This window comes from Chitinophaga terrae (ex Kim and Jung 2007), from assembly GCF_900107795.1.
In the GTDB taxonomy this organism is placed as follows: domain Bacteria; phylum Bacteroidota; class Bacteroidia; order Chitinophagales; family Chitinophagaceae; genus Chitinophaga; species Chitinophaga terrae.
This window is the reverse complement of record NZ_FNRL01000004.1, coordinates 15256-37323: the sequence shown is the minus strand read 5'-3', so window position 1 is coordinate 37323 and position 22068 is coordinate 15256. Positions and strand designations below refer to the sequence as shown.

18 protein-coding genes are annotated in these 22068 nt (G+C 45.5%); 1 reads left to right on the top strand and 17 read right to left on the bottom strand.

Annotated features, from left to right (window positions below; all coding sequences use genetic code 11):
- Positions 1–116 precede the first annotated feature (116 nt).
- Positions 117–2513 carry a glycoside hydrolase family 31 protein gene (locus BLV62_RS05395; protein WP_089759483.1) on the top strand — a complete coding sequence of 799 codons (2397 nt, stop codon included), beginning with the start codon at positions 117–119 and terminating at the stop codon, positions 2511–2513.
- A 1531-nt stretch (positions 2514–4044) separates the two neighbouring features.
- On the opposite strand, the gene BLV62_RS05390 is transcribed toward BLV62_RS05395, so the two are convergent.
- The 17 genes from BLV62_RS05390 to ccsA form a co-directional block, all read right to left on the bottom strand.
- Positions 4045–4665: a toxin-antitoxin system YwqK family antitoxin gene (locus tag BLV62_RS05390; RefSeq protein WP_139169950.1), complete on the bottom strand. Its 621-nt coding sequence runs from the start codon at positions 4663–4665 to the stop codon at positions 4045–4047.
- An 80-nt stretch (positions 4666–4745) separates the two neighbouring features.
- A complete protein-coding gene (locus BLV62_RS05385; RefSeq protein WP_089759479.1) occupies positions 4746–5645 on the bottom strand; it encodes a DUF4382 domain-containing protein in 900 nt (299 codons plus the stop codon).
- 159 nt (positions 5646–5804) lie between these two features.
- Positions 5805–7742, bottom strand: coding sequence for a 1,4-alpha-glucan branching protein GlgB (glgB, locus tag BLV62_RS05380; RefSeq protein WP_089759477.1), 1938 nt, complete (start codon positions 7740–7742; stop codon positions 5805–5807).
- Positions 7743–7942: 200 nt separating this feature from the next.
- On the bottom strand, positions 7943–9712 hold the full coding sequence (locus tag BLV62_RS05375; RefSeq protein WP_089759475.1) for a DEAD/DEAH box helicase: 1770 nt from the start codon (positions 9710–9712) through the stop codon (positions 7943–7945).
- 137 nt (positions 9713–9849) lie between these two features.
- A complete protein-coding gene (gene rimO / locus BLV62_RS05370; RefSeq protein WP_089759881.1) occupies positions 9850–11157 on the bottom strand; it encodes a 30S ribosomal protein S12 methylthiotransferase RimO in 1308 nt (435 codons plus the stop codon).
- Positions 11158–11366: 209 nt separating this feature from the next.
- Entirely contained in the window at positions 11367–12248 is an 882-nt protein-coding gene (locus tag BLV62_RS05365; RefSeq protein WP_089759473.1) for a cupin-like domain-containing protein, read from the bottom strand.
- A gap of 225 nt (positions 12249–12473) precedes the next feature.
- The gene (ftsY, locus tag BLV62_RS05360; RefSeq protein WP_089759471.1) at positions 12474–13436 is read right to left on the bottom strand and encodes a signal recognition particle-docking protein FtsY; all 963 of its coding nucleotides are present in this window, start codon (positions 13434–13436) and stop codon (positions 12474–12476) included.
- Positions 13437–13761: 325 nt separating this feature from the next.
- Positions 13762–13935, bottom strand: a complete 174-nt coding sequence (locus BLV62_RS05355) for a DUF4295 family protein (RefSeq protein ID WP_089759469.1) — start codon at positions 13933–13935, stop codon at positions 13762–13764.
- A 73-nt stretch (positions 13936–14008) separates the two neighbouring features.
- Complete coding sequence (gene rpmG, locus BLV62_RS05350) at positions 14009–14191, bottom strand: 50S ribosomal protein L33 (RefSeq protein WP_089759467.1); 183 nt, start codon at positions 14189–14191, stop codon at positions 14009–14011.
- A gap of 29 nt (positions 14192–14220) precedes the next feature.
- Positions 14221–14457, bottom strand: coding sequence for a 50S ribosomal protein L28 (rpmB, locus tag BLV62_RS05345; RefSeq protein WP_089759466.1), 237 nt, complete (start codon positions 14455–14457; stop codon positions 14221–14223).
- 177 nt (positions 14458–14634) lie between these two features.
- On the bottom strand, positions 14635–15222 hold the full coding sequence (locus BLV62_RS05340) for a carboxymuconolactone decarboxylase family protein (protein WP_089759463.1): 588 nt from the start codon (positions 15220–15222) through the stop codon (positions 14635–14637).
- A gap of 82 nt (positions 15223–15304) precedes the next feature.
- Entirely contained in the window at positions 15305–15859 is a 555-nt protein-coding gene (locus tag BLV62_RS05335) for a peroxiredoxin (RefSeq protein WP_089759879.1), read from the bottom strand.
- Between the two features lie 532 nt (positions 15860–16391).
- Complete coding sequence (bshB1, locus tag BLV62_RS05330) at positions 16392–17120, bottom strand: bacillithiol biosynthesis deacetylase BshB1 (protein WP_089759461.1); 729 nt, start codon at positions 17118–17120, stop codon at positions 16392–16394.
- Between the two features lie 40 nt (positions 17121–17160).
- Positions 17161–17664 (bottom strand): hypothetical protein, encoded by a 504-nt coding sequence (locus BLV62_RS05325; protein WP_139169948.1) that lies wholly within the window; start codon positions 17662–17664, stop codon positions 17161–17163.
- Between the two features lie 22 nt (positions 17665–17686).
- Positions 17687–18310, bottom strand: a complete 624-nt coding sequence (locus BLV62_RS05320) for a DUF4294 domain-containing protein (protein WP_089759457.1) — start codon at positions 18308–18310, stop codon at positions 17687–17689.
- Between the two features lie 79 nt (positions 18311–18389).
- The gene (locus tag BLV62_RS05315; RefSeq protein WP_089759455.1) at positions 18390–19391 is read right to left on the bottom strand and encodes an alpha/beta hydrolase; all 1002 of its coding nucleotides are present in this window, start codon (positions 19389–19391) and stop codon (positions 18390–18392) included.
- Positions 19392–19567: 176 nt separating this feature from the next.
- Positions 19568–22051 (bottom strand): cytochrome c biogenesis protein CcsA, encoded by a 2484-nt coding sequence (gene ccsA, locus BLV62_RS05310; protein ID WP_089759453.1) that lies wholly within the window; start codon positions 22049–22051, stop codon positions 19568–19570.
- Positions 22052–22068 lie beyond the last annotated feature (17 nt).

The window sequence follows — 22068 nt, the reverse complement described above, 5'->3', positions numbered from 1 at the left end:
ACGATTTAGATCGTGAACGCAGGAATAACTGCGCCAAACGAAATGAACGCACTACTGTAATTTTTTATGTAATTTAAGACCATGGTTGTTAATTACCTGGTTTAGAAATAGAGATTATGCAAGTTGAAACCTCGTCAAGTAAATATGGAGTCAAACATTACCCGGACGGGATCCGGGAATGGAAGAAGGAAGGCAATTATTTTAGTTTTTATACCTCTGAAACGACGCTGGAAGTAAGGGTTATAGCTGACAAAATTATCCGGTTCAGATATGCCGCAGAAGGCACCTTTCAACGTGATTTTTCTTATGCCACCAGCGACACCCTGGAAGAATCGCCTATCTCATTCGGAATCAAGGAATGGGAAGAAACATTTGAGATCTATACAGATGCACTGAAAGTTTTTATTGCCCGGGATAATCTCCGGTTGACCATCACTGATACAGAAGGACATGTGATCAACCAGGATGAAATGGGTTATCACTGGCAGCATTATTTACTGAAGGGCGGCAAAATACAGTATTGCAGTAAGTTGATCCAGGAAGGGGAACGCTTCTACGGGTTGGGCGACAAGCCTACGGAATTAAACCTGAGAGGCAAACGCCTGGAAAACTATGGAACAGACGCCTATGGTTTTCAGAAAGATACAGATCCTTTGTACAGGAACATCCCGTTTTATTACGGGTTACATCACGGCAAAGGCTACGGGATCTTCTTCGACAATACTTTCCGCACCATTTTCGATTTTGGGAAAGAGAGGGCAGATGTTTGCAGCTTCTGGGCCCGGGGCGGAGAAATGAATTACTATTTTATTTACGGACCGGAGTTACTGGATGTAGCCCGCGCCTATACAACCATCACCGGTACCCCGGAACTGCCCCCATTGTGGGCGCTGGGTTATCACCAATGCCGGTGGAGCTATTACCCTGATTCGAGGGTAAGGGAAATTGCGAAAGAATTCAGGAAGCGCAAGATCCCTTGCGATGTGATCTATCTCGACATTGACTATATGGATGGTTTCAGGTGCTTTACCTGGAACAAGGAATGGTTCCCTGATCCGGCAGGATTGATCCGCGACCTGGCAGCCGATGGCTTCAAAGTAGTGGTGATCATTGACCCGGGTATTAAAGTGGATCCTGAATATGCCGTTTACCAGGAAGGACTGAAAAACAACTATTTCTGTAAACGCGCCGATGGTGCGTTAATGGAGGGAGATGTCTGGCCGGGCAAATGCGTATTCCCTGATTTCACCAACCCGGTAGTAAGGGACTGGTGGAGCAGTTTGTTCAAAAGCCTCGCTGAGATCGGGGTACGCGGCGTGTGGAACGATATGAACGAACCGGCGGTTTTTGAGATGGGTACTTTCCCTGAAGATGTAAGACATGATTACGATGGAGAAGAAGTAAGCCATCGAAAAGCGCATAATATTTACGGGCACCTGATGAGTAAGGCGACAGCCGCAGGTATGAAAAAATACCTGATGCCGCACCGTTCGTTCCTCATCACCCGTTCCTGCTATTCAGGGGCTCAACGCTGGTCATCTGTCTGGACAGGCGATAACGTTTCCAGCTGGGAACATTTATGGTTAGCCAGTGTACAATGTCAGCGTTTATCAGTATCGGGCATCTCTTTCACGGGCAGCGATATTGGCGGCTTTATAGGAGAACCGGACGGAGAACTGTTCACCCGTTGGATACAACTGGCTGTGTTCCATCCTTTAATGCGTACGCACAGCGCCAGCAACGAAACAGGCTTTAACCAGGAACCATGGAGTTTCGGGCCGGAGTACGAAAAAGTGGTGACCAAGTTCATTAACCTGCGTTACCAGCTGATCCCGTATTCATACAGTACTTTCTGGCAATATGCTACCTATGGTACGCCTATGTTGCGTCCGTTGGCTTTTGTGGCGCAAGACGATGAAGCCACTCATAATCTTACTCATGAGTTTATGTTTGGAGATAATTTGCTGATCAGCCATGTCAGTGAAAAAGGGATGACCGAGAAAAAGGTTTACCTGCCTGCCGGTAAATGGTATTACTTCTGGGGCGACAACCTGGTAACGGGTAAGCAGGAAGTAACCGTTAAAACGCCGCTGGATGAAATGCCGTTGTTCGTTAAGGCGGGAGCGGTATTGCCACAGTACCCGGAAATGCAGTATACGCAGCAGGTGGCGATCACAGAAATGCTGTTGCATGTGTATTATGGAGAAGATGTGGTGCGGAGCATCCTCTATGAAGATGCCGGCGATCATTACGGCTACAAAAATGGTCAGTACAATATTATCCGGTTCAAACAACGGTCAGATAAACAACAGTTCTATTTGAAGAAGCAATGTTTTATTAATTATGAAACTGCTTACAGCAATTACAGGATCGTGTTGCATGGTTTGCCGTTTGCTGCCACTACCCTGTTAATAGATGGAAAATCCACGCCATTGGGTAAACCGGCTGCAGACGGGACTATCAGTTTTGTTGTTCCAAGAAATTTTGAATTGATCCAGATAGTAAAGAGTTAGTTGTAGGAGAAAAAGAAAAGGCACTACAGATAGATATCTCGCGCCGGTTTCATAACCTATGCCAACTTTAGAATTCAAAAATAGCAGGAGAAATGGACTGTACAAAATGCGCTGGGCTTGTTTTTGCAGAATGAACAAAATGAACAAACCCTTAACATTGAATTAAGAGTTTTTTTCTTAGAGATAAATAACTGATCGGCTGAAAACCTTGGCCATAAAGCACTTCAGCTTACAAAAACAATTTAGCCTCTACTGAGTAGAGGCTAAATTGTTTAAGCAAATAGTCAATATAGTAGTTTTTAAAAAAATTCTGTAAGGTAAGATAGTAGCCGCAACCTTGCTAAACAACGAAGCAACATCCGCACTTAACGCTTACTAAAAAGAAAACAGCGGCAAGCCTCGTATTGCAGCTGCCCGTTATTGTTCATTAAAGATAGGCTGCGGGGATCACATCAAACAAAATCCCGGCATTCCCGCTAAAATAGCGGAACGGCATTTATATTTACTATCGTTTAAAAGGTAAAAAGCGGGACAAGTTTTCGCATGTACCTGTATCGCCCGCTCCAGGATTTTATTAATCAAGCAGAACGGCCTTCATACTTTTTACCTTTTGAAAGGTGAAAAGCGTAGCGAGTTTTCGTATGCTCCTGTATTGCCCTCTCCAGGATTTTATCAAAACAAAATCCCCTCTCCCGCTACAATAGCGGAACGGCATTCTTCCTTTCAATGTTTTTTAGAAAGCTGAAAGCAATGGCAAGCTTTTGCGATTCCTCCTGTGTCCATCGCTTTCCCGGAATCGCATTTTTATTATCCATGTTTTAAAAAGGTGAAAAGCAATGGAAAGCTTCTGCGATCCCTCCTGTGTCCATCGCTCTCCTGGATTTTATTAAACAAAGCGCTGCAACCCCGCTAACAGCGGAATCGCATTTCTATTCTCCATGTTTTAAAGGTGAAAAGCAATGGAAAGCGTTTGCCGATCCCTCCTGTATCCCTCGCTCTCCTGGGTTTTATTAAACAAAACGCTACATCCCCGCTAAACAGCGGAATCGCATTTTTATTATCCATGTTTTAAAAGGTGAAAAGCAATGGCAAGTCTTCAAGCCCTCCTGTTATCTCCCGCTCCCTGGGTTTTACCAAACAAAAACGCTGCAATCCTGCTACCTGGCGCAACAACAGCGTTCACACTTTTCAGTGCAAAAAACACTTATGGCATTAATAAAAAATCGAAAGAAAAAAGATAGAGGTCAATGCACAAAACACTAAAAAAATGAAGACTGCCCTGAACAGGATTTCCATTTTGTCCGTTGTATAATCCATACCGTGCAACTCTTGTGATTTTTCAACTTGGTCGATAATCAGGCCTTTCATGATAAAACAAATTAAAGATAATTAGAGAATTAATACTCAATCGGTTAACTATAGGAACGCGGGGTCAAAAGTTTACACAATGAATTTACATAAAAATAAGCGGAAATGGATAAATATTATTTGTTCATTTTGCCTAAATCCTGTTCATTTTTGGGTGCGGGGGTTAACCTCTTTTCTTTGACTTGCCTTGATTTTCGTGGGGTAACTGCAAAGGGGCTTTTTTCACAGGCACTTCAGCAGGCGCAGTACTATCGCCCAGCTCTTCCGGCGTAACAATTTCTCCACGTTTGAAATACTGCTTCACCATCTTGCCTGTTTCCTCGTCAAATATCTTCCATACGCCATTTCTTACAGAGTTTCCTTTCCTGATGATCTCCGTAGGCGTTTCCACGTTAGTGACCGGATCTATTACCATGATCGTATCCCGTTGTCCTTCAATTTCCGTTGCGATATATGCCCCTTCCTCGGCAAGCTTTCCGTTAGGGAAAAAATACCGGCAATAGCCGTCCAGCACATTGTTATGATAGGTTTCTTCTGCGATCAGGTTGCCTGCCAGGGAAGTCTTTCTCCATATCCCTTCCTTCCTCCCGTTCTTATATGTGCCCTCCCAGGTAAAACCCGGTTCACCCCTTATCTCCCCTACTTCTTCTATCCACGGCCCCTGTTTGCGCTGCTGCGCATCCCGCTGGTTCACCTTTAACTGCTGGGCTGCCACAGAACCGATCAACATCAGGGAAAATCCTCCTGCCAATAATAATGCTTTCATCTTTATTACTTTGATCACAATTTAAACGTTTTAATTATATTTAAATAACAACAGCCTCCGGTTTCCCAGGAGGCTGTTATTATTTATGCCAAGGTTAACTACTTATGGAGTCTGATATCTGGTATCTTGGTATCTTTTCCTCTTTCAACTTTAATGCCATTAATGGTCGTATCCTTATACCCGTTAGACGCGTTCACAAACACGCTCCAGTCGCCCACTTTCAGGCCACGTACCTTATACTCGCCACTTCTCCATGGCATTGCATAAGCTGTATCATTACTGTTATTGTAAACGGAAAGAATAGGGAATGCTTCTGCAGGGGTCACCTTTCCTGAAATGCTACCCATCTTCAGGATAGTGAACACATTGATATATGGTTTCAGGATAAACTGGTTGTTCCAAACACGGATGATAGACCGTTGTACATCAAAATCCAGCCACAGTTGCAGGTTATCAGCATCCAGCTGGTCCCATTCTGTATGGCGTACCCGTATCACGATCCTGGATTGACCGGCTATCGATTTCAACGGATAGGTAACGCCATCTTTTACAAGGGAGTTTTGCGTACCAATCGTAATGCGGATACGCTTCATTGTACCTTTGGCAACCGTGCCGCCAGCCAGCAGGGTATCTGCGCCATTCCTCAATGTCAGCAGGTCGTACACCCCGGCTTTAATGCCAAGCGAATCCCAAAGCTCGCAGGTGTCTTTTTGCTCGCGGGCATGGTCTTCGTCCCACCAGCAACGATCCCTGTCCTGCCAGTTTTCATCATCTTTTCCTCCGCAGGTATCCACCAGTACCTCCACTTTGCGGATGTCAAGAAGTACTTTGTCGAAATAGCCAGGATCGTCAGAAAGGTAGATGTTTACTTTTTGTTTGTTTGCGGGGAGGGGTTCCGGAGATGCAGAACCGTCTTTCTTACAGGCCTCCATCATCAACAGCACGGCGACTACTGACATAGCAATAACAGTCGCCGATTTACGGAGAACGTTTTTCATAAAAAAATGGTTTTAAAATTTTATGATATCTGGTCTGGTTGAAAAATAGATTATTGGTAAAAAACGCTGTTCTCCTGTCGAATATTGCAATCGCGCTAGCGTCTGTTCATAGACTGGCTGATGTCAAAATAGTTTAATTGATGTGTCTGAAAAATCCCATTATTCAATCCATCTCAGAATTGTTGCTCCTAAAGGCGGCAAACGCAGTGCCAATGTATTTTCCCGGCCGTTATAGGTTTGAGGGTAGGTTTTCTGCGGCCCGGTATTTATGACCCCGCTGCCGTAATACTGAGGGGCGTCGGTATTTAAAACTTCTTCCCAGGTACCCGCTATAGGCAATCCTATCAGGTAATTTTCCCTGGCAACAGGCGTCATATTCAATACTACCAATAATGTATCGTTGGGTTGCTTCCCTTTACGGGTATAGGCTAATACGCAATTGTCGTAATCGTTGACGGTTATCCACTCAAAACCCGCAGGGTCAAACTGCAGGTCGTACAACGCAGTATTATTGCGGTACATGGCGTTCAGGTCCTGTACCAGCAGCTTCAAACCCTTATGGGTGCTGTGCTGCAGCAAATGCCAGTCGAGCTGCGATCTGAAATTCCATTCGGAAGTCTGCCCGAATTCATCTCCCATAAACAACAACTTCGTTCCCGGATGGGTGAACATATAGGCATATAACAACCGCAGGTTGGCAAACTTCTGCCAGTCGTCGCCCGGCATTTTATAGAGCAGCGGCGATTTCCCGTGCACTACCTCATCATGGCTCAACGGCAGCATATAGTTTTCGCTGAACGCATACACCAGGCTGAAAGTAATATCGTTCTGGTACCATTTCCTGTGGATGGGATCTTTTTTGAAATAATCCAGCGTGTCATTCATCCATCCCATCATCCACTTCATCCCAAACCCTAATCCTCCCAGGAAAGTGGGACGGGAAACACCGTAATGACTGGTCGAATCTTCGGCGATTGTCTGAACATCCGGGTAAAGGGCATACACCGTTTCATTCAGCTTCTTCAGGAAACTGATGGCTTCCAGGTTTTCGATTCCCCCGTGTTCATTGGGCTCCCAGGCGCCTTTCTGCCGGGAGTAGTTCAGGTGGATCATAGAGGCGATGGCATCTACCCTCAATCCATCCGCATGAAATTTATCCAGCCAGAAAACGGCGTTGCTGAGCAGGAACGAGCGAACCTCATTCCGCGCATAGTTGAAAATATAGCTGTTCCAGTCGGGATGAAATCCTTTGCGCATATCCGCATATTCATAAACATGCGACCCATCGAAACGATAAAGCCCATGCCCGTCGTACGGGAAGTGCGAAGGCACCCAGTCGAGTATCACGCCGATGCCTGCAAGATGGAATGCTTCCACCATTTCCATGAAATCCTGCGGGGTGCCGTACCTGGAAGTGGGCGCAAAATAGCCCGTGATCTGGTATCCCCAGGAGCCATCGAAAGGATGCTCCATCACCGGCATCAGCTCTACGTGGGTGAAGCCCATTTCTTTTACGTAAGGCACCAGCATTTCCGCCATCTCCTGGTAGGTGTAAACGCTCTCCGGGTTCTCCGGGTTCGGCTTGCGCCAGGAACCCAGGTGTACTTCATAGACGCTGAACGGGCGATCAAGGCCGTTATGTTCTTTGCGGCCCTGCATCCATTTTTCATCGTCCCATTCGTAATCCAGGGAGCTGACGATGGAAGCCGTCTTGGGCCTTACTTCCCAGTAATTGGCGTAAGGATCTCCTTTGATCAGTTCTTCCCCGCTGTTGGAGCGTATAAAATATTTGTATAACTGTCCTGCATGTACGCCGGGTACAAATCCTTCCCAAATACCTGAGTGGTCCCAGCGCGGGTACAGGGTATGACTGTAATGGTCCCAACCGTTAAAATCCCCGATCACCGATACGAAAGCTGCATCAGGCGCCCATACTGCGAAATAGGTTCCTTTTGCCCCTTCTACCTCCAGCGGATGGGCCCCGAACTTTTCGTACAGGCGATAATGTGAACCGGCCTGGAACAGGGTAATATCAGTAGGCGAGAATAGCGTATAGGACTCTACATACTGTGAGGCATTATTGGTAGCTGCTGTCATAAATAACGTGTGTGAATTAGGGTGTCGGATAAAACAATATAGTTTAAATTTCTTGCAAAATCACAAGTTTTTTTAGAGATACCAGTAGCATTAACGGTGCCAGAGATAGAGTAGTAATAAAAAAGCGAAGATTAAATGAATAATCTTCGCTTTCAGGTTATTTATGTCCCTTGGGAAAGCCCTGGCTTCCAGGGGCGTTATTAGTATTTCTTCTTGTATGGAGGTTTGCTTCCGCCACCAAAGGATCTTTCGCGGCTGGCGCCCGGACGGCTGCCACCTTCGCTGCTCCAGCTTCTTTTACGAGGACCGCCATCACCGGAACGTGGACCTCTGTCGCCACCGGTACGTGGTCTTCTGTCGCTGTCCTGGGACATTTCTATCCTTACGCTGCGGCCGTTGTATTCCACTTTCTTGAACGCTTCTGTCACTTTCGATACTTCGTCGTTCTCTACTTCGAAGAAAGAGTATACGCCTTTCAGGTCTATACGTCCGATCTTATTGCCGCGGATGCCGGTGTTGTCGCACAGGTAGCGAAGCATATCGCCACGGTTGAAATCATCTACAGAACCCAGGTTGATGAAGAGGCGGGTAAACCTGCCATCGTTCCGGCGGAGGCCACGGTCTTCACCGAACTTCCTGTCTTCCTTCATATTCAGATCCGGCGCATCCTGGTAGTATTCCAGGAACTGGTTGAATTCCAGGGAAGCGAAACGTTTGATCAACTCTTCTTTTGACATTTCTGCAAATTCTTCGTTGATACGTTCCATGTATGGGGCGATCTGTTCTTCGTTTACGGCTACGTTATGCACTTTGTGTACGAGTCCGAAAAGTTGTTTTTCGCATACTGCGAATCCGTCCGGCACTTCTGCCTTTACGAATTTCTTCTGTATCACTCTTTCGATCTGGCGGATCTTTCCTATATCCCTGCTGCTGATGATAGCGATGGAGATACCGGATTTACCGGCCCTACCGGTACGGCCGCTACGGTGAGTGTAGTTTTCTACGTCATCGGGCAAGTCGTAGTTGATAACGTGCGTAACGTTGTCTACGTCGATACCTCTTGCGGCAACGTCTGTAGCCACGAGTACCTGCAACGCTCTTTCGCGGAAGCGTTTCATTACTTTATCGCGTTGTTGCTGGGTAAGGTCGCCGTGTAATGCATCGGCATTATAACCGTCTTTGATCAGGGATTCAGCGATTTCCTGGGATTCGATCTTGGTACGGGTAAAGATGATACCGAATATTTCCGGGTTATAATCCACGATCCTTTTAAGTGCGGCGTATTTATCGCGCGGGCGCACTACATAGTATTCGTGTTCTATATTAACGTTTCCGCTGTTTTTAGTACCAACGGTTAGTTCAAACGGATCTTCCATGTATTTTTTGGCGATCCGGCGAACTTCCTGCGGCATGGTAGCGGAGAACAACCAGGTAGTTTTAGTGTCGGGGGTGTTGGAGAGGATATTGTTGATATCTTCCTGGAATCCCATGTTCAGCATTTCGTCTGCTTCATCCAGCACTACGTAACGTACGTTTTCAAAATTGATAGCACCGCGGTCGATGATATCGAGTAATCGACCAGGGGTAGCTACTACGATATGAGTACCTCTTTTCAACTCTCTGAGCTGTTGAACGATGCTGGATCCGCCGTAAACGGCTACGATTCCAACGTCGCCAAGGTGTTTGCTGAAGTTTTTAAGATCGTTCGTGATCTGTAAGCACAGTTCGCGGGTTGGGCAAAGCACCAATCCCTGTACTTTGTTCAGTTTCAGGTCAAGTTGTTGCAATAAAGGCAGGCCAAATGCAGCAGTTTTACCGGTGCCCGTCTGGGCCAGACCAACGAAGTCGCGGTCTCCACCTAATAATACCGGTATAGCTTGCTCCTGGATGGGAGTTGGGGAAACGAAGCCAAGGTCTGTGATCCCCTTCAAAATAGGCTCTTGTAAGCCTAAAGATTCAAATGTTGTCATTGATTTGCATTGATCAGGCTCCGTCGGGAGCCGTAAAAAGCTTTTAGCATTTTGCTATCGGCTGTTAGAAATTTGTTTGTTTGACAAGAGGCCGGCATACATATACCCTGGCCGATAATCGTTGTTTGCGATTATGATTATACCAATTCGCCTTCGAGGTCGTAGTCGAATGCTTTGGTGATCTTTACCTGTACGAAATCGCCGGGTTTAAGGCGTTTGCTGGTATTGATGATCACTTCATTGTCTACCTCCACGGAATCGAATTCTGTGCGGGCAAGGTATCGTCCTGCTTCTTTTTTATCGACAATTACTTTAAAGATCTTACCTACTTTTTCCTGGTTTTTTTCCAGGGATATTTCCTGCTGTACTTCCATTATTTCCTGGGCTCTTCTTTCCTTCTCTTCTGCAGGGATGTTATCTTCCAGTTCGTAGGCGCTGGTTCCTTCTTCATGGCTGTAGGTAAATACGCCAACACGATCGAAACGCATTCTTTCGAGGAAGCCTTTCAACTCTTCTACATCGTCTTCTGTTTCGCCAGGGAAGCCGGCAATAAGGGTAGTACGCAAGCAGATACCCGGAACTTTTTCGCGGATAGCATGTACGAGATCTTCGATCTCTTCGCGGGTGATCTGACGTTTCATAGCTTTCAACATGGCATTGGAGGCATGTTGTAAAGGCATATCGATGTATTTGCAGATGTTCTGGTGTTCGTTCATTACATCCAGGATTTCCATAGGGAACTTGGTTGGGTAAGCGTAATGTAAACGAATCCATTCTAATCCTTCAACTTTGGCGAGTGCGCTCATCAGGTCGCCCAGGCGGCGTTTTTTATAGAGATCCAGGCCGTAATAGGTTAGTTCCTGTGCGATGAGCATAATCTCTTTCACACCGAATTTTACCAGTTTTTCTGCTTCCTTCACCAGTTCTTCTATTGGTTTGGAAACGTGGCCACCCCTCATCAGGGGGATAGCGCAGAAAGAACAGGTCCTGTTACAACCTTCAGCGATCTTTAAATAAGCATAATGGGAAGGAGTGCTCAAAAGTCTTTCACCTACCAGTTCTGCTTTATAATCAGCGTCGAATTTCTTTAATATCAGGGGTAACTCCATGGTTCCAAACCATGCGTCCACTCCTGCTATCTCAGATTCCAGGTCTCCCCGGTACCTTTCGCTCAAACACCCTGTTACATAAACTTTATCCAGTTTGCCGCGTTGCTTTAATTCTACCTGTTCTAAAATTGTGTTGATCGATTCTTCTTTGGCCTTGTCAATAAATCCGCAGGTGTTCACTACCACGATGTTATGGTCGCGTTTGGTACTTTCGTGTACGACGTCGATTTCATTAGCTTTAAGCTGGCCGCTTAATACTTCTGAATCTACCATGTTTTTGGAACAACCAAGCGTAATAATATTAACCTTGTCTTTCTTTAAAGTTTTTGTCTTCAAGCGTAATGTTTTTAACGGCAGTTCAACCTCCTGAACTGCTACCGCCACGAAGACACCCAGACACTGATTGTAAATTTTTACAGCAGACTTACTGTATGTGACTTGAGTCTTAGTGGGGGTTGAAATAAGGAAGGTGCAAAGGTAGCGAAAAGAATTGATAATTAGAAATTTATGCTAAGTGACTAAGTTGCAGCCACTTAGCATAAAATTTATTTAAGGCGGGCCAGCGCTTTCTCTGCTCTTTGCCGGGCCACTTTTCTCTTATAGTGATACCACCATTCAGGCGCCATTTTGATCATCAGGTTATTCATACCCCGAAGACCTACAATATGGTACAATCCGTTCAGTTTTCCTGCCAGGGAAGGGTCCAGGGCTCTCAGGCTCATAGCGAAACCTCCGTCCATGTATTCCATATGATGCCAGTAACCGCCGGGCATAAACATGGTATCGCCGTGTTCGAGGATGGCAGTATAGGCTTTTGCATGTTCCAGGGCGGGAAATTGCTGGGTATCCAGGTGCTCGCTCCAGTTTACGAAGTTAGCAGCGCTCTCTACTGTAAATGGCATGCGGTAGATGTAGGGCGACTGGTTGTTTTCTAACAGCAACACCCGTTTTCGGCCTATGAACTGGGTGTGAAAGATGTGGCTCATATCAATGTCGTAGTGCATATGCGCTACCGATCCTGCGCCTCCCACAAACAGCATCGGATACTTTTTCAGTAATCCTTTTGCATAGGCGTCCGGCCAGGTAAAATCATTGACCAGTTGAGGAGCATGCTGGAAGATGTTAAACAGGAAGATACGGAGGGCTACAGGTCCGGCCTGTACCATATCCAGGTACTCTCCAAATGTAATATAATCATCTGCCCCGTTCACCAGCGTTTTAGCGCCGGCCCGTTCGTTGTTGTAAACCCCTACGGTTTTATCACCTACAATTGATTTGAAATAGTCCCATGTCCACTTTTCGTAAGCCGGCCAATTTTTGCTGAGGCCTTTTGCTGAAATAATTACCGGTTTTCTGGGGATGTAATACTTCTTTTTAAACTCTTCTGGTGTAATCTCTTCAACTCGGTCTATATGCTGTACTATCATAAATTAACGAATTGGTTAAAAGGATACAAAAAGGGTACAATTATTCAAATGTAAAAAATAATGCAGTGATTATAATAATTTATAAGGAACAAAGAAACGTGGTGAATGTTGACAGAAAGATCCGGGTTCCAATGGAGGAACCCGGTATCCAGTATATTATTTAAAGTAAAACTTTAAATACACTTCAATTTAAATTTCAAACGGACTACTGTAAATAAATAATAATCAGGAATTTACACTAAACAAAGATTCTACGAAAGCTTCTTTATTAAACACTTGTAAATCTTCCATTTTCTCTCCTATCCCGATATATTTTACAGGGATCTGGAACTGGTTGGCGATGGCCAGCACTACCCCGCCTTTGGCGGTACCGTCTAATTTGGTGATGGCAAGAGCGGTCACCTCGGTAGTAGCAGTAAACTGTTTAGCCTGTTCCACGGCGTTCTGACCGGTTGATCCGTCCAGCACCAGCAATACTTCATGCGGAGCGTCGGGGATCACCTTTTTCATTACTCTTTTGATCTTGCCCAATTCGTCCATCAGGTGCAGTTTGTTATGCAAACGTCCGGCGGTATCAATAATAATTACATCCACATCTTTGGCTGCTCCGCTTTGAACGGTATCGAAAGCTACGGCGCCGGGATCGGAGCCCATTTGTTGTTTAACGATGGGCACTCCTGCTCTTTCGCTCCAGATGGTCAGCTGGTCTACTGCGGCGGCGCGGAAAGTATCGGCAGCGCCCAGCATAACCGATTTTCCTGCTTTTTTAAAGTTATAGGCCAGTTTCCCGATGGTGGTGGTTTTACCTACGCCGTTAACGCCTACTACCATGATGACGTAAGGTTTTTTACCTGCGGGTACATCAAAATCGCGGTATCCGCTATCGGGGGCTTCCACCAGCAAGGCGGCAATTTCTTCTTGCAACAACTTGTTTAACTCGCTGGTCCCCAAATATTTATCCTTAGCAACTCGTTTCTCGATACGGTCTATGATCTTTACGGTAGTATCTACTCCTACATCTGCCGAAATCAAAGCTTCTTCGAGGTTATCGAGCACTTCTGTATCGACGGTCGACTTACCGGCGATAGCTCGGCCTATTTTGCTCAGGAAACTTTCTTTTGTCTTTTGTAAGCCCTGGTCCAGATTTTCTTTCTTTTCCCTGGAAAATAGTTTGTTGAAAAAGCTCATAATTGAATTTTGCACTTAATAAGCCGCTAAAATACGTCCTTTCACGCAAAGTAGCAATTTCACGCAGGGGGCTGTTTTTCACGCAGAGCTTTTCACGCAGAGAGGCATAAGAAGCAAAGAAGCATAAGAATTTTTGACCAGAGGGAATATTAAGAAAGCAAAGAAAGAAGATTGTGTTGTAATCTTACTTCTTTGCTTTCTTATTTTCTTAAAAAAATATCTTATGCTTCTTTGCTTCTTATGCCTCTCTGCGTGAAAAGCTCTGCGTGAAAAAAAAAGCTGTCCGGTAAGGGACAGCTTTCATGTATAATTTAGTAAAGCCGAATTACTTCTGGTTTACGTGCTCCAGAACTTTGTCTTTGTGCACGATAGCTTCTTTAAAAGTGTAGGCGCCAGTTTTAGGAGAGCGTACGGCTCTGATAACTTTGGTCCATACTTTAGATTCAGCTGCTGCTTTAGCATCTTTTACTTTCGCGTTCTTTGAAGTTGCTTTTGCCATTGTAGTATATTGTCTTTATGGTCAAATGGCTATATGGCTGGTATGCAAAACAGCCATTAACCATCAACAATTATTATTTAATTTCTTTATGAACAGTTACTTTCCTCATGATAGGATTGTACTTTTTCAGCTCCAGACGCTCAGGAGTGTTCTTTTTGTTCTTAGTTGTGATGTAGCGGGAAGTACCAGCAAGGCCAGTGCCTTTGTGCTCTGTGCATTCCAGAATCACCTGTACTCTATTACCTTTTTTTGCCATTGTGTATACAAATTAAGTGAGTCTGTGAATTAAATTTCCTGACCAGCAGCACGCAATTCCTTCACAACTGCGTACAAACCTCTCTTGTTGATAGTTCTTAATCCATCAGCAGATACTTTCAATGAAATCCATTTGTCTTCTTCTGCCAGGAAAAAACGTTTCTTTTGCAGATTAGGAAGAAACCTTCTGTTAGTCTTAATGTTGGAGAAGGAAACATGGTGACCTGTAATCGGCTTCTTTCCTGTCACCTGACATACTCTTGCCATGATCTAAAAATTTAGGAATGCAAAAGTCCAACTTTTTTGTTGAATTTGCAAATATTATTAAATGAATTTATCCACAAGTAGGAGAAATACAGACCCTACCAGGCAAGTGAACAAGGCAAATTATTGATAATCAAATGATTATCGGACAAATTTTGCATCTGTCCACTCTCTCTATTTTTATAATAAAACTACCAGGCTACGCAACACCGCACCTAATCTCACCGCATCCAATACCCTTTGTTGCTCCGTTCCATGCTTTAATAAAGCATCTTCATGCGAAGTCACGCACATTTCACAGCCATTCAGCGCAGAAACCACCAAACTCAACAGCTCAAAGAATTCCTTGCCTACCACCGGGTTCGCCATAATACTCATACGGATACCTGCCGGCGTACTGGTATAGAACTCTTTATTAACGAAGTGACGGAAACGGTAATAAACGTTGTTGGCATTCATCAAAGAAGTACAGCTGATAACTTCCGCTACTTCCTTCTCATTCGCTCCTTCCTGCAAAGCCAGTTTCTCAAATGACTGCTGCAAAGTAACATTCTTTTCATTTACGGCAACAGACAGCCCTATCAAATAAGCCTCTTTCTTTGTCAATGTTGCTGCAGCCAGCGAATTGGTAACGTTGATCTTCAGATCTTTCAGATAACGGGCATCCACGTTTACCAACGCCTGCAGCTTCCCGGAAATTTCGGCAGCCGTCAGTCCCACTGCTTCCAGCAATTGTACCGCCGTATCCTGATTTGTTGTTGCAAACATATAAAACTAAAATTGTATTTAAAATACAGGGATGCCGGAATTAAATTCAGCAGCACCCCTGTACCAATAATGAATTAATCAATTAAGCTGATAAAGTAGCTTCACCTTTGTTCCAGTTGCAAGGACACAGTTCATCTGTCTGCAACGCATCCAGTACGCGCAGTACTTCTTTCACGCTACGACCTACAGACAGGTCATACAATGACACCCAACGAACGATACCTTGTGGATCTACGATGTAAGTAGCACGGTAAGCCACTTTTTCGTTAGCTTCCAGGATACCTAATTCAGTAGCTAATGATTTGGAAGTATCAGCCAGCATAGGGAACTGCAGGTTGCGCAGATCTTCGTGATCTCTTCTCCATGCAGCATGAACGAATTCGCTGTCAGTTGATGCACCGATCAATATCGCATCGCGGTCAGCAAAATCCTGTGCATGCTTGTTGAACTCAGCGATCTCAGTAGGGCAAACAAAAGTAAAATCTTTAGGCCACCAGAACATTACCATCCATTTTCCTGAAGCTTTCAGTTCTTCTGAAGACAGTTCATAAAATTCTTTACCTTTTTCGATTGATACTACAGCAGTTTTCTTAAACTCAGGAAACTCAGATCCTACGGATAAAATAACATTTTTCATAATAAATATTTCTCTTTTTTGATTTACAGACAATCTATTTGTTGCTTTTGACGGCGCAAAGATCACATTACATTCATTAGTAATCAAATAGATTTTAAAAATACGGCATTGAGATTGTCTATATATCTGCCTGGCTTCGGACAGGAAACCGCGGAAACCCCGCAGTGCTGGGATAGCAAGAAAAAAAATATAATCCCTGCTTAACATTTTTATGCCATTTCCGTAACATTTTGGCACACTATTTAGTTATATAGGAGTGGTATTTAACTTAAAATCGCATGGCTATGAAAAAAAAGTACTTATTTCTTGTTGTTATCACGATTGGACTTGCTTTGATTCCGTTTATTAAAAACAGCATCATCAAACACGATGAATTCGACGCTACAAAAGATCTATTCATTTAGTGTTTAGCGGGTCCTGCAAACCGTTTCGGGAATTACCCCAATGGGGCAGGATGTTTGCATGCTTAGCAGATATTAAAAAAGTGGCTGATTATTGCAGCCACTTTTTTTATGATTTGTTGCCAGATAAATCAGGTTGTTACATTGATCAGATCCATCATACTTCTAACTCCGATCATCTTCGCTGAAGTATATCCTTCTGCATACTCCACTCCCACCATCTTACCCAGCATTTTTGCCCTGTAGATCACACTTTCAAAGAAATTGCTGCCTGAAATATAGGTCTGCGGCTCATTATCCTTGGCGGCCAGGAATTGGGAACTGAATGCCTTAATGGCTTCCAGCTTCTTTTCCATTACCGGCGTTATATCTATAACAAAATCAGGTTCGTGATACCTGTCCTGCAGGAAATGGTAGACCTGCTTTGGCCTCCAGGCCTCCTGCTCTACTCCGTCTACGCTGGTTGCGATCTTTCTCAATCCCGCCAAAAAACAGCTGTCTTCTATCAGTTTTCCAGCCCGTCCGTGATCCGGATGCCGGTCGTCCATGGCATTGGCTAAAACTATTTCCGGGCGATACTTCCTGACAGCGGTGATGATAGCCATCTGCTCTTTTGTGTCGTTCCTGAAGAAACCATCCGCCAGCCCGAGGTTTTCCCGTACTTCTACGCCCATGATCCTGGCGGCCTGCTGGGCTTCCTGCAGCCGCAACTCCGGCGTTCCTCTCGTTCCCAGCTCTCCTCTTGTTAAATCTACAATTCCTACTTTTAATCCCTGTTGTGCATGTACCATCAATGTGCCCGAACACCCCAACTCAACATCGTCCGGGTGCACGGCTATTGCCAGAATATCTAATTTCATAAAGCCTGTAAATTGAGATGCAAAGATGGGAAGAAAATATTTAATCACCTGAACTGGTGATCACTACCCCTACAGGATGGCCATCCACCTTGTATTTATCTTCCAGCTCCCGGGCGTAGATCACTTTCAGGGAAACGAAGTTCCTGGCGTCCAGGGCCAGCAAAATTCCTTCGTTGTTGCGGTTCACCGGCTGGGTATTGACGAGGAAGAAAAAAGTACTGTCTGAACCGTATTTCCTGTAAACGCTGTCGTATTCTTTAGAAGCGCTTCTCAGGAGGGTACTCACCCTTTTCCTGGCAAATGGCTTTGTTTCTATATAAATCACGCCATTGGCGGCCTGCGGGCCGTATTTTTCCACCGCCTTGCTGCCTTTTGCTATGGTCATCATGCCAATCTGGTCAGGCGAGATCTTCGACATGGCGCCTTGACTGGAAAGTACGCTGTCGATCACATACACCGGTTCATCGTCTTCCTCCTGCTGGGCAACGACCTGGTTAACACAAAAAAATAAGCTGAAAATCAATATGCTGCCTGCTCTCATCATTGTATGGGTGTTTTGAAGCAGGTCAATTATATGCGCGGTAGTAATTATACAATTCTATTTCTTGTACAATGGCCTCAATATCCCTGTCTTCCTGTTTGTCATAATCACTCTTAAGGTTGCCCCCGAAAAAGAAGGCTACAGTTTGCCATACCCTGGCATTAAAACCGCCTTTAAGTTCTTTTATTATCTCGTAACAATTCTGTCCTGTTTCCCTGTCTATCAACTTCATCAGCACTTTTCCCTGGTAAACGGAAAGGTTCTCCAGCTTGTCGCCGAATTGCGCTTTCAGCTCTTTCTCCTTGCCTGCCAGGTAGGCTTTCCTATCTCTTTTATTATTCATGGACGCCAGCTTCCCGTTAACATCCTTCAGTATCCTCGCCGCTGAGCGGGCGTAAGGATAGGTTACATAAACTGCGTTCCGTAGCCGGGTCCATCTTTCCCTTTCTTTCCTCAATGCTTTAGGCAACTTTTCTATCACTTCCACCATCGGCAAGGTGATGGTAGGAATGGTATCGCTTCCCGTAACGATGGCATGCAATGCCACCTGGCTCCCTCCCTGCGCCTGCTGGGCCTTGGCGGCCAACTGGCAAAAGAGTACCCCGGCCAGCAAGGTAAGCCCTGAAATGATGTGTGAAGAGAAGCGCATATATTATTTAACGTTGCGAATAAAACAATGTTACCACAAGTTATAAAAGATTTCAGATTTCTTGCTTAACTAAATCGTGCTATTGAACAGGCGTCAGGTGCAACTTATCCTGCGCAAAAGCGTAGATAGCCTTTTCTACCGACGGCAGGTCGTGAGAGGTCAGCGAGCAGCCCATCACATGCGCTCCTACTTCCGGCATCGGCAGGGCGTCTTTCAGGCCGGGCGGCGTGCCTAACCCGCTATTCATCCGCAGGATGGCCGATACCCTCACCGTTTGGTCCTGGTGTTCTTCATCTTTGTAGTAGTAAAGGGTCAGAACAGGTTGCCGCACTGCTGCAAACGTTTCAGGCGTCATGGTAGTTTCCAGCAGGTTTTGCAGCTGAACCACTGCTTCCAGGCGATAACTGTTATACCAGTATTTTGCTTCCTCCGGGTTGGCATCCTTTCCCTGCCTGAAATCCCCTCCGCTCACCAGCCTGGCCAGTTGCAGCCCCCAGGGATTGTTGGCCAGGAAGGCCAGGTCGTCGTTGATCTCGATGTTGGGCGACATATTGATCAGCGCAAACACCTTGTCAGGATATTTGGCTGCCAGTCGCAAGGCCAGCGTACCGCCCGTAGAAGTACCGATTATAATTACCTTTTCTCCTATCGCCAATCCTATGCTCAGGGCTTCTTCCGCGTCTTTCCAAAGCTGTTCGGCCGTCATGGTCAGCAAGGGGGCGCTGGTATCAATGCCATGGCCATCCAGGCGGGAGAGGTACAAATTGCACCCGTATCGTTTGGCGAAGTTGCGATGCACCGGGTTCCCTTCTTCCTGGCTGGCAGAAAAACCATGCAGGTAAACTACCGAATAAGGCGTTTTACGAAATGCGGTGTCATACCATACGATCCTTGCCTGGTTATCAGGTTTCAGTTTATGCATCGCTTCGCGGCGGTGTACAAAGCTGTCTAAACCCGGGCCGGCGGGTGGTACGGCGGGCAACTGGTGATCATAGACAGGTACAGGGGGCTTGGGCCCTACAAAGTAAACCACCGATAAAGTGGCTATAACTATCAGGAATATACGTAACCAACGGGGCATTGTACTATAATATTACTGTGAATGTAGAGAAGATTACCGAGTTTATATTTTATATTTTTATGATGAATTTAATAAATATTCCCGTTGTGCTCCGTTGAATCATCCAGGGATAAAATAAAGATCCTCCAGTGGCGGGCCGCCCCTGGAGGATCTTTTTATACAGCAATTCTTATTTCCTATCTTCTTTTTACACGTTGATAAATACTCATACCAGTACCTATCACCATCACTATGATGCCTATCCAAAGCACATTGATATAAGGGAATATCAACGCTTTCATTACGATGAAATCGCTGGCCTCTGCGGATTCTTTTACTTTCAGCTCAATTTTGTTTTCAGCCGGTAAGATCTTCGAGAAGCGAACATTCAGCCCCAAAGGCGCCAGCGTATCTTCCACGCTGTATTGGTAGCTGCTGTCGCGGATGAAGTAGATCGGCTGCAGTTTGAAATGATCGTCTGTCTGGGTGTAAACTTCCAGTTCTGCGCCAACAGCCAGGTCGCCGGGTTCCGACAGGTAGTTTTTGCTCTTGGGAGCGGTGTTCAGTCCTTTCAATACCATAAAGCCTTTGGAGAAGAATACTGAATCGCCCTGTTGGATCACGTGAGTGGTATATGGAGTTGTATCCGCCTTTGCCTGTTCTTCCCTGTTGGGAGCTGCAGAAACATAGGTAAATACGTCTTTAGTCCAATAGTGCCTGGATGCAGGATTAGAGGAAATGGCATTCTCCTTTTTATTGACGAAGGCATCCGGGTAAAGGGTGAATTTCTCCAGCACCTTTCCTGTTTCGCGGTCTTTTTTCTCGTAATTAACTACATAGTAGGTTTTAGGATCTCCTGCCGCGATAGAATCTCCTGTATAGGTCACATGGTAATCGCCCATGGATACCGGAACATTCTTAGGCAGCATAATGTTCTCGCGGGGGTTTTGCTTGCTTTCTTTGCTGAAGAAGCCGTCGTTCAGCATCTTCATGCGGTCGATAGAGATCACTTCTTTTTTGGCGGAAGAGATCAGCACTCCCAGCAATACCATCCCGAAACCGATATGCGCCACGGAAGCGCCTGCGCTATTCAGCTTGCCTTTCAGGCCAACGAAGATATACACGAAGTTGCCTACTATCGCGTAAATGCTGGCAAACAGCATCAGGTAGATAGCGACAAGGAAACCGGCGCCATATGTATCGTAGGTAATATTTCCTTTCCAGGCGATCAAACCTGTAAGCAGTAACGCAATCAGGGTAGGCACGGCCAGTTTGCGGGTCAGTTGGCCCTTTGGCGTGTCTTTATATTTCATGAACTGCACCACAGCTGTCAATACGCCTACTACCACAGCAATCCAGATCTGGATCTTGTTGTAGTGGAAGATCACATCGGATGGAGGTGCAATATCGTCCATCTTGAACAAGGTTTTCAGGCCGGTGAGGCTCAACAATTTATTCCATACAGGGATGGAAGTGGTGAAAGTCACCTGGATGGCTGCGATCAACAGGATGAGGGAGCCAACGAATAACCAGAATTCGCGGGAGTAGCTGCTTTCTTCGTTCCTGATGCCGGGAATATCTTTGCGGCGGTTGATCAGCAATACGATGGAAGGTATGGTAAATACCAGCATTGAGAAGAGCAACTGGGCCGTCATCCCCATATCAGTGAATGAGTGAACGGAAGTATCTCCCAGTATTCCGCTTTTTGTTAAGAAAGAAGAATACAGGATGAGGATATAAGAAATAAAGAAGAAGAAAACGGTGATCTTCAGGGAGTGGCCTGTTGCCTTATAGGCAAGAAGCGTATGCACACCGGCCACCATGGTTAGCCATGGCACGAGGGAAGCATTTTCTACAGGGTCCCAGGCCCAGTAACCGCCGAAGTTCAGCGATTCATACGCCCAGGCGGCGCCCATCATAATACCGGTACCCAGCAGCATCACTGCAAAAAGGGACCATGGCAATACAGGCTTTACCCACCCGGTATAATCGCGGGTCCATAAACCGGCGAAAGCGAATGCAAACGGGATGATCATGGAAGCAAAGCCCAGGAACAGGATAGGCGGGTGTATCACCATCCAGTAGTTCTGGAGGGTTACATTGAGCCCGTTACCATCGTGGATATGCTCCATATAATTGGTTTCCCTGAAAATCGGAGCAGCCATGTTTTCAGGCGCTTCTCTCAGCAACAGGAAAGGATTACTTCCTACTTTATAATCCAGCACATAGATGCCCAGCAGCATGCTGGCCATAATCAACTGTGATAAAGAGAAAACGGTCATAACCGGCGATTCGAGATTGCCGGAAGTACGCATTAATACCAGGCCCAGAATACTGTTCCAGATGCTCCATAGCATGAAGCTTCCTTCCTGGTCTGACCAGAGGCTGGACAATATGTACTGAGCAGGCAGATCCCTGGAGGTATTTCTCCAGGCGTATTTATATTCAAAATAATGGTTATGTAAGATATAATACAGGCAACCGAAAGTAGCAAGTATAGCCACGGATTGAAGGATGAACGACCAGCGGGCCAGTCGTTTCCAGGACTCTTTGATCAGTGGTTCCTTGATCTTAACGGCATTATAATAAGCTACAGTAGCAACCATAGAAGCCACGAAAGCCAATATGGCAAAGAAATGGCCAAGTTGACCAGGCAGTAAATGTTCCCCTACAAACTTCATAAAATTCCTCTGAGAGA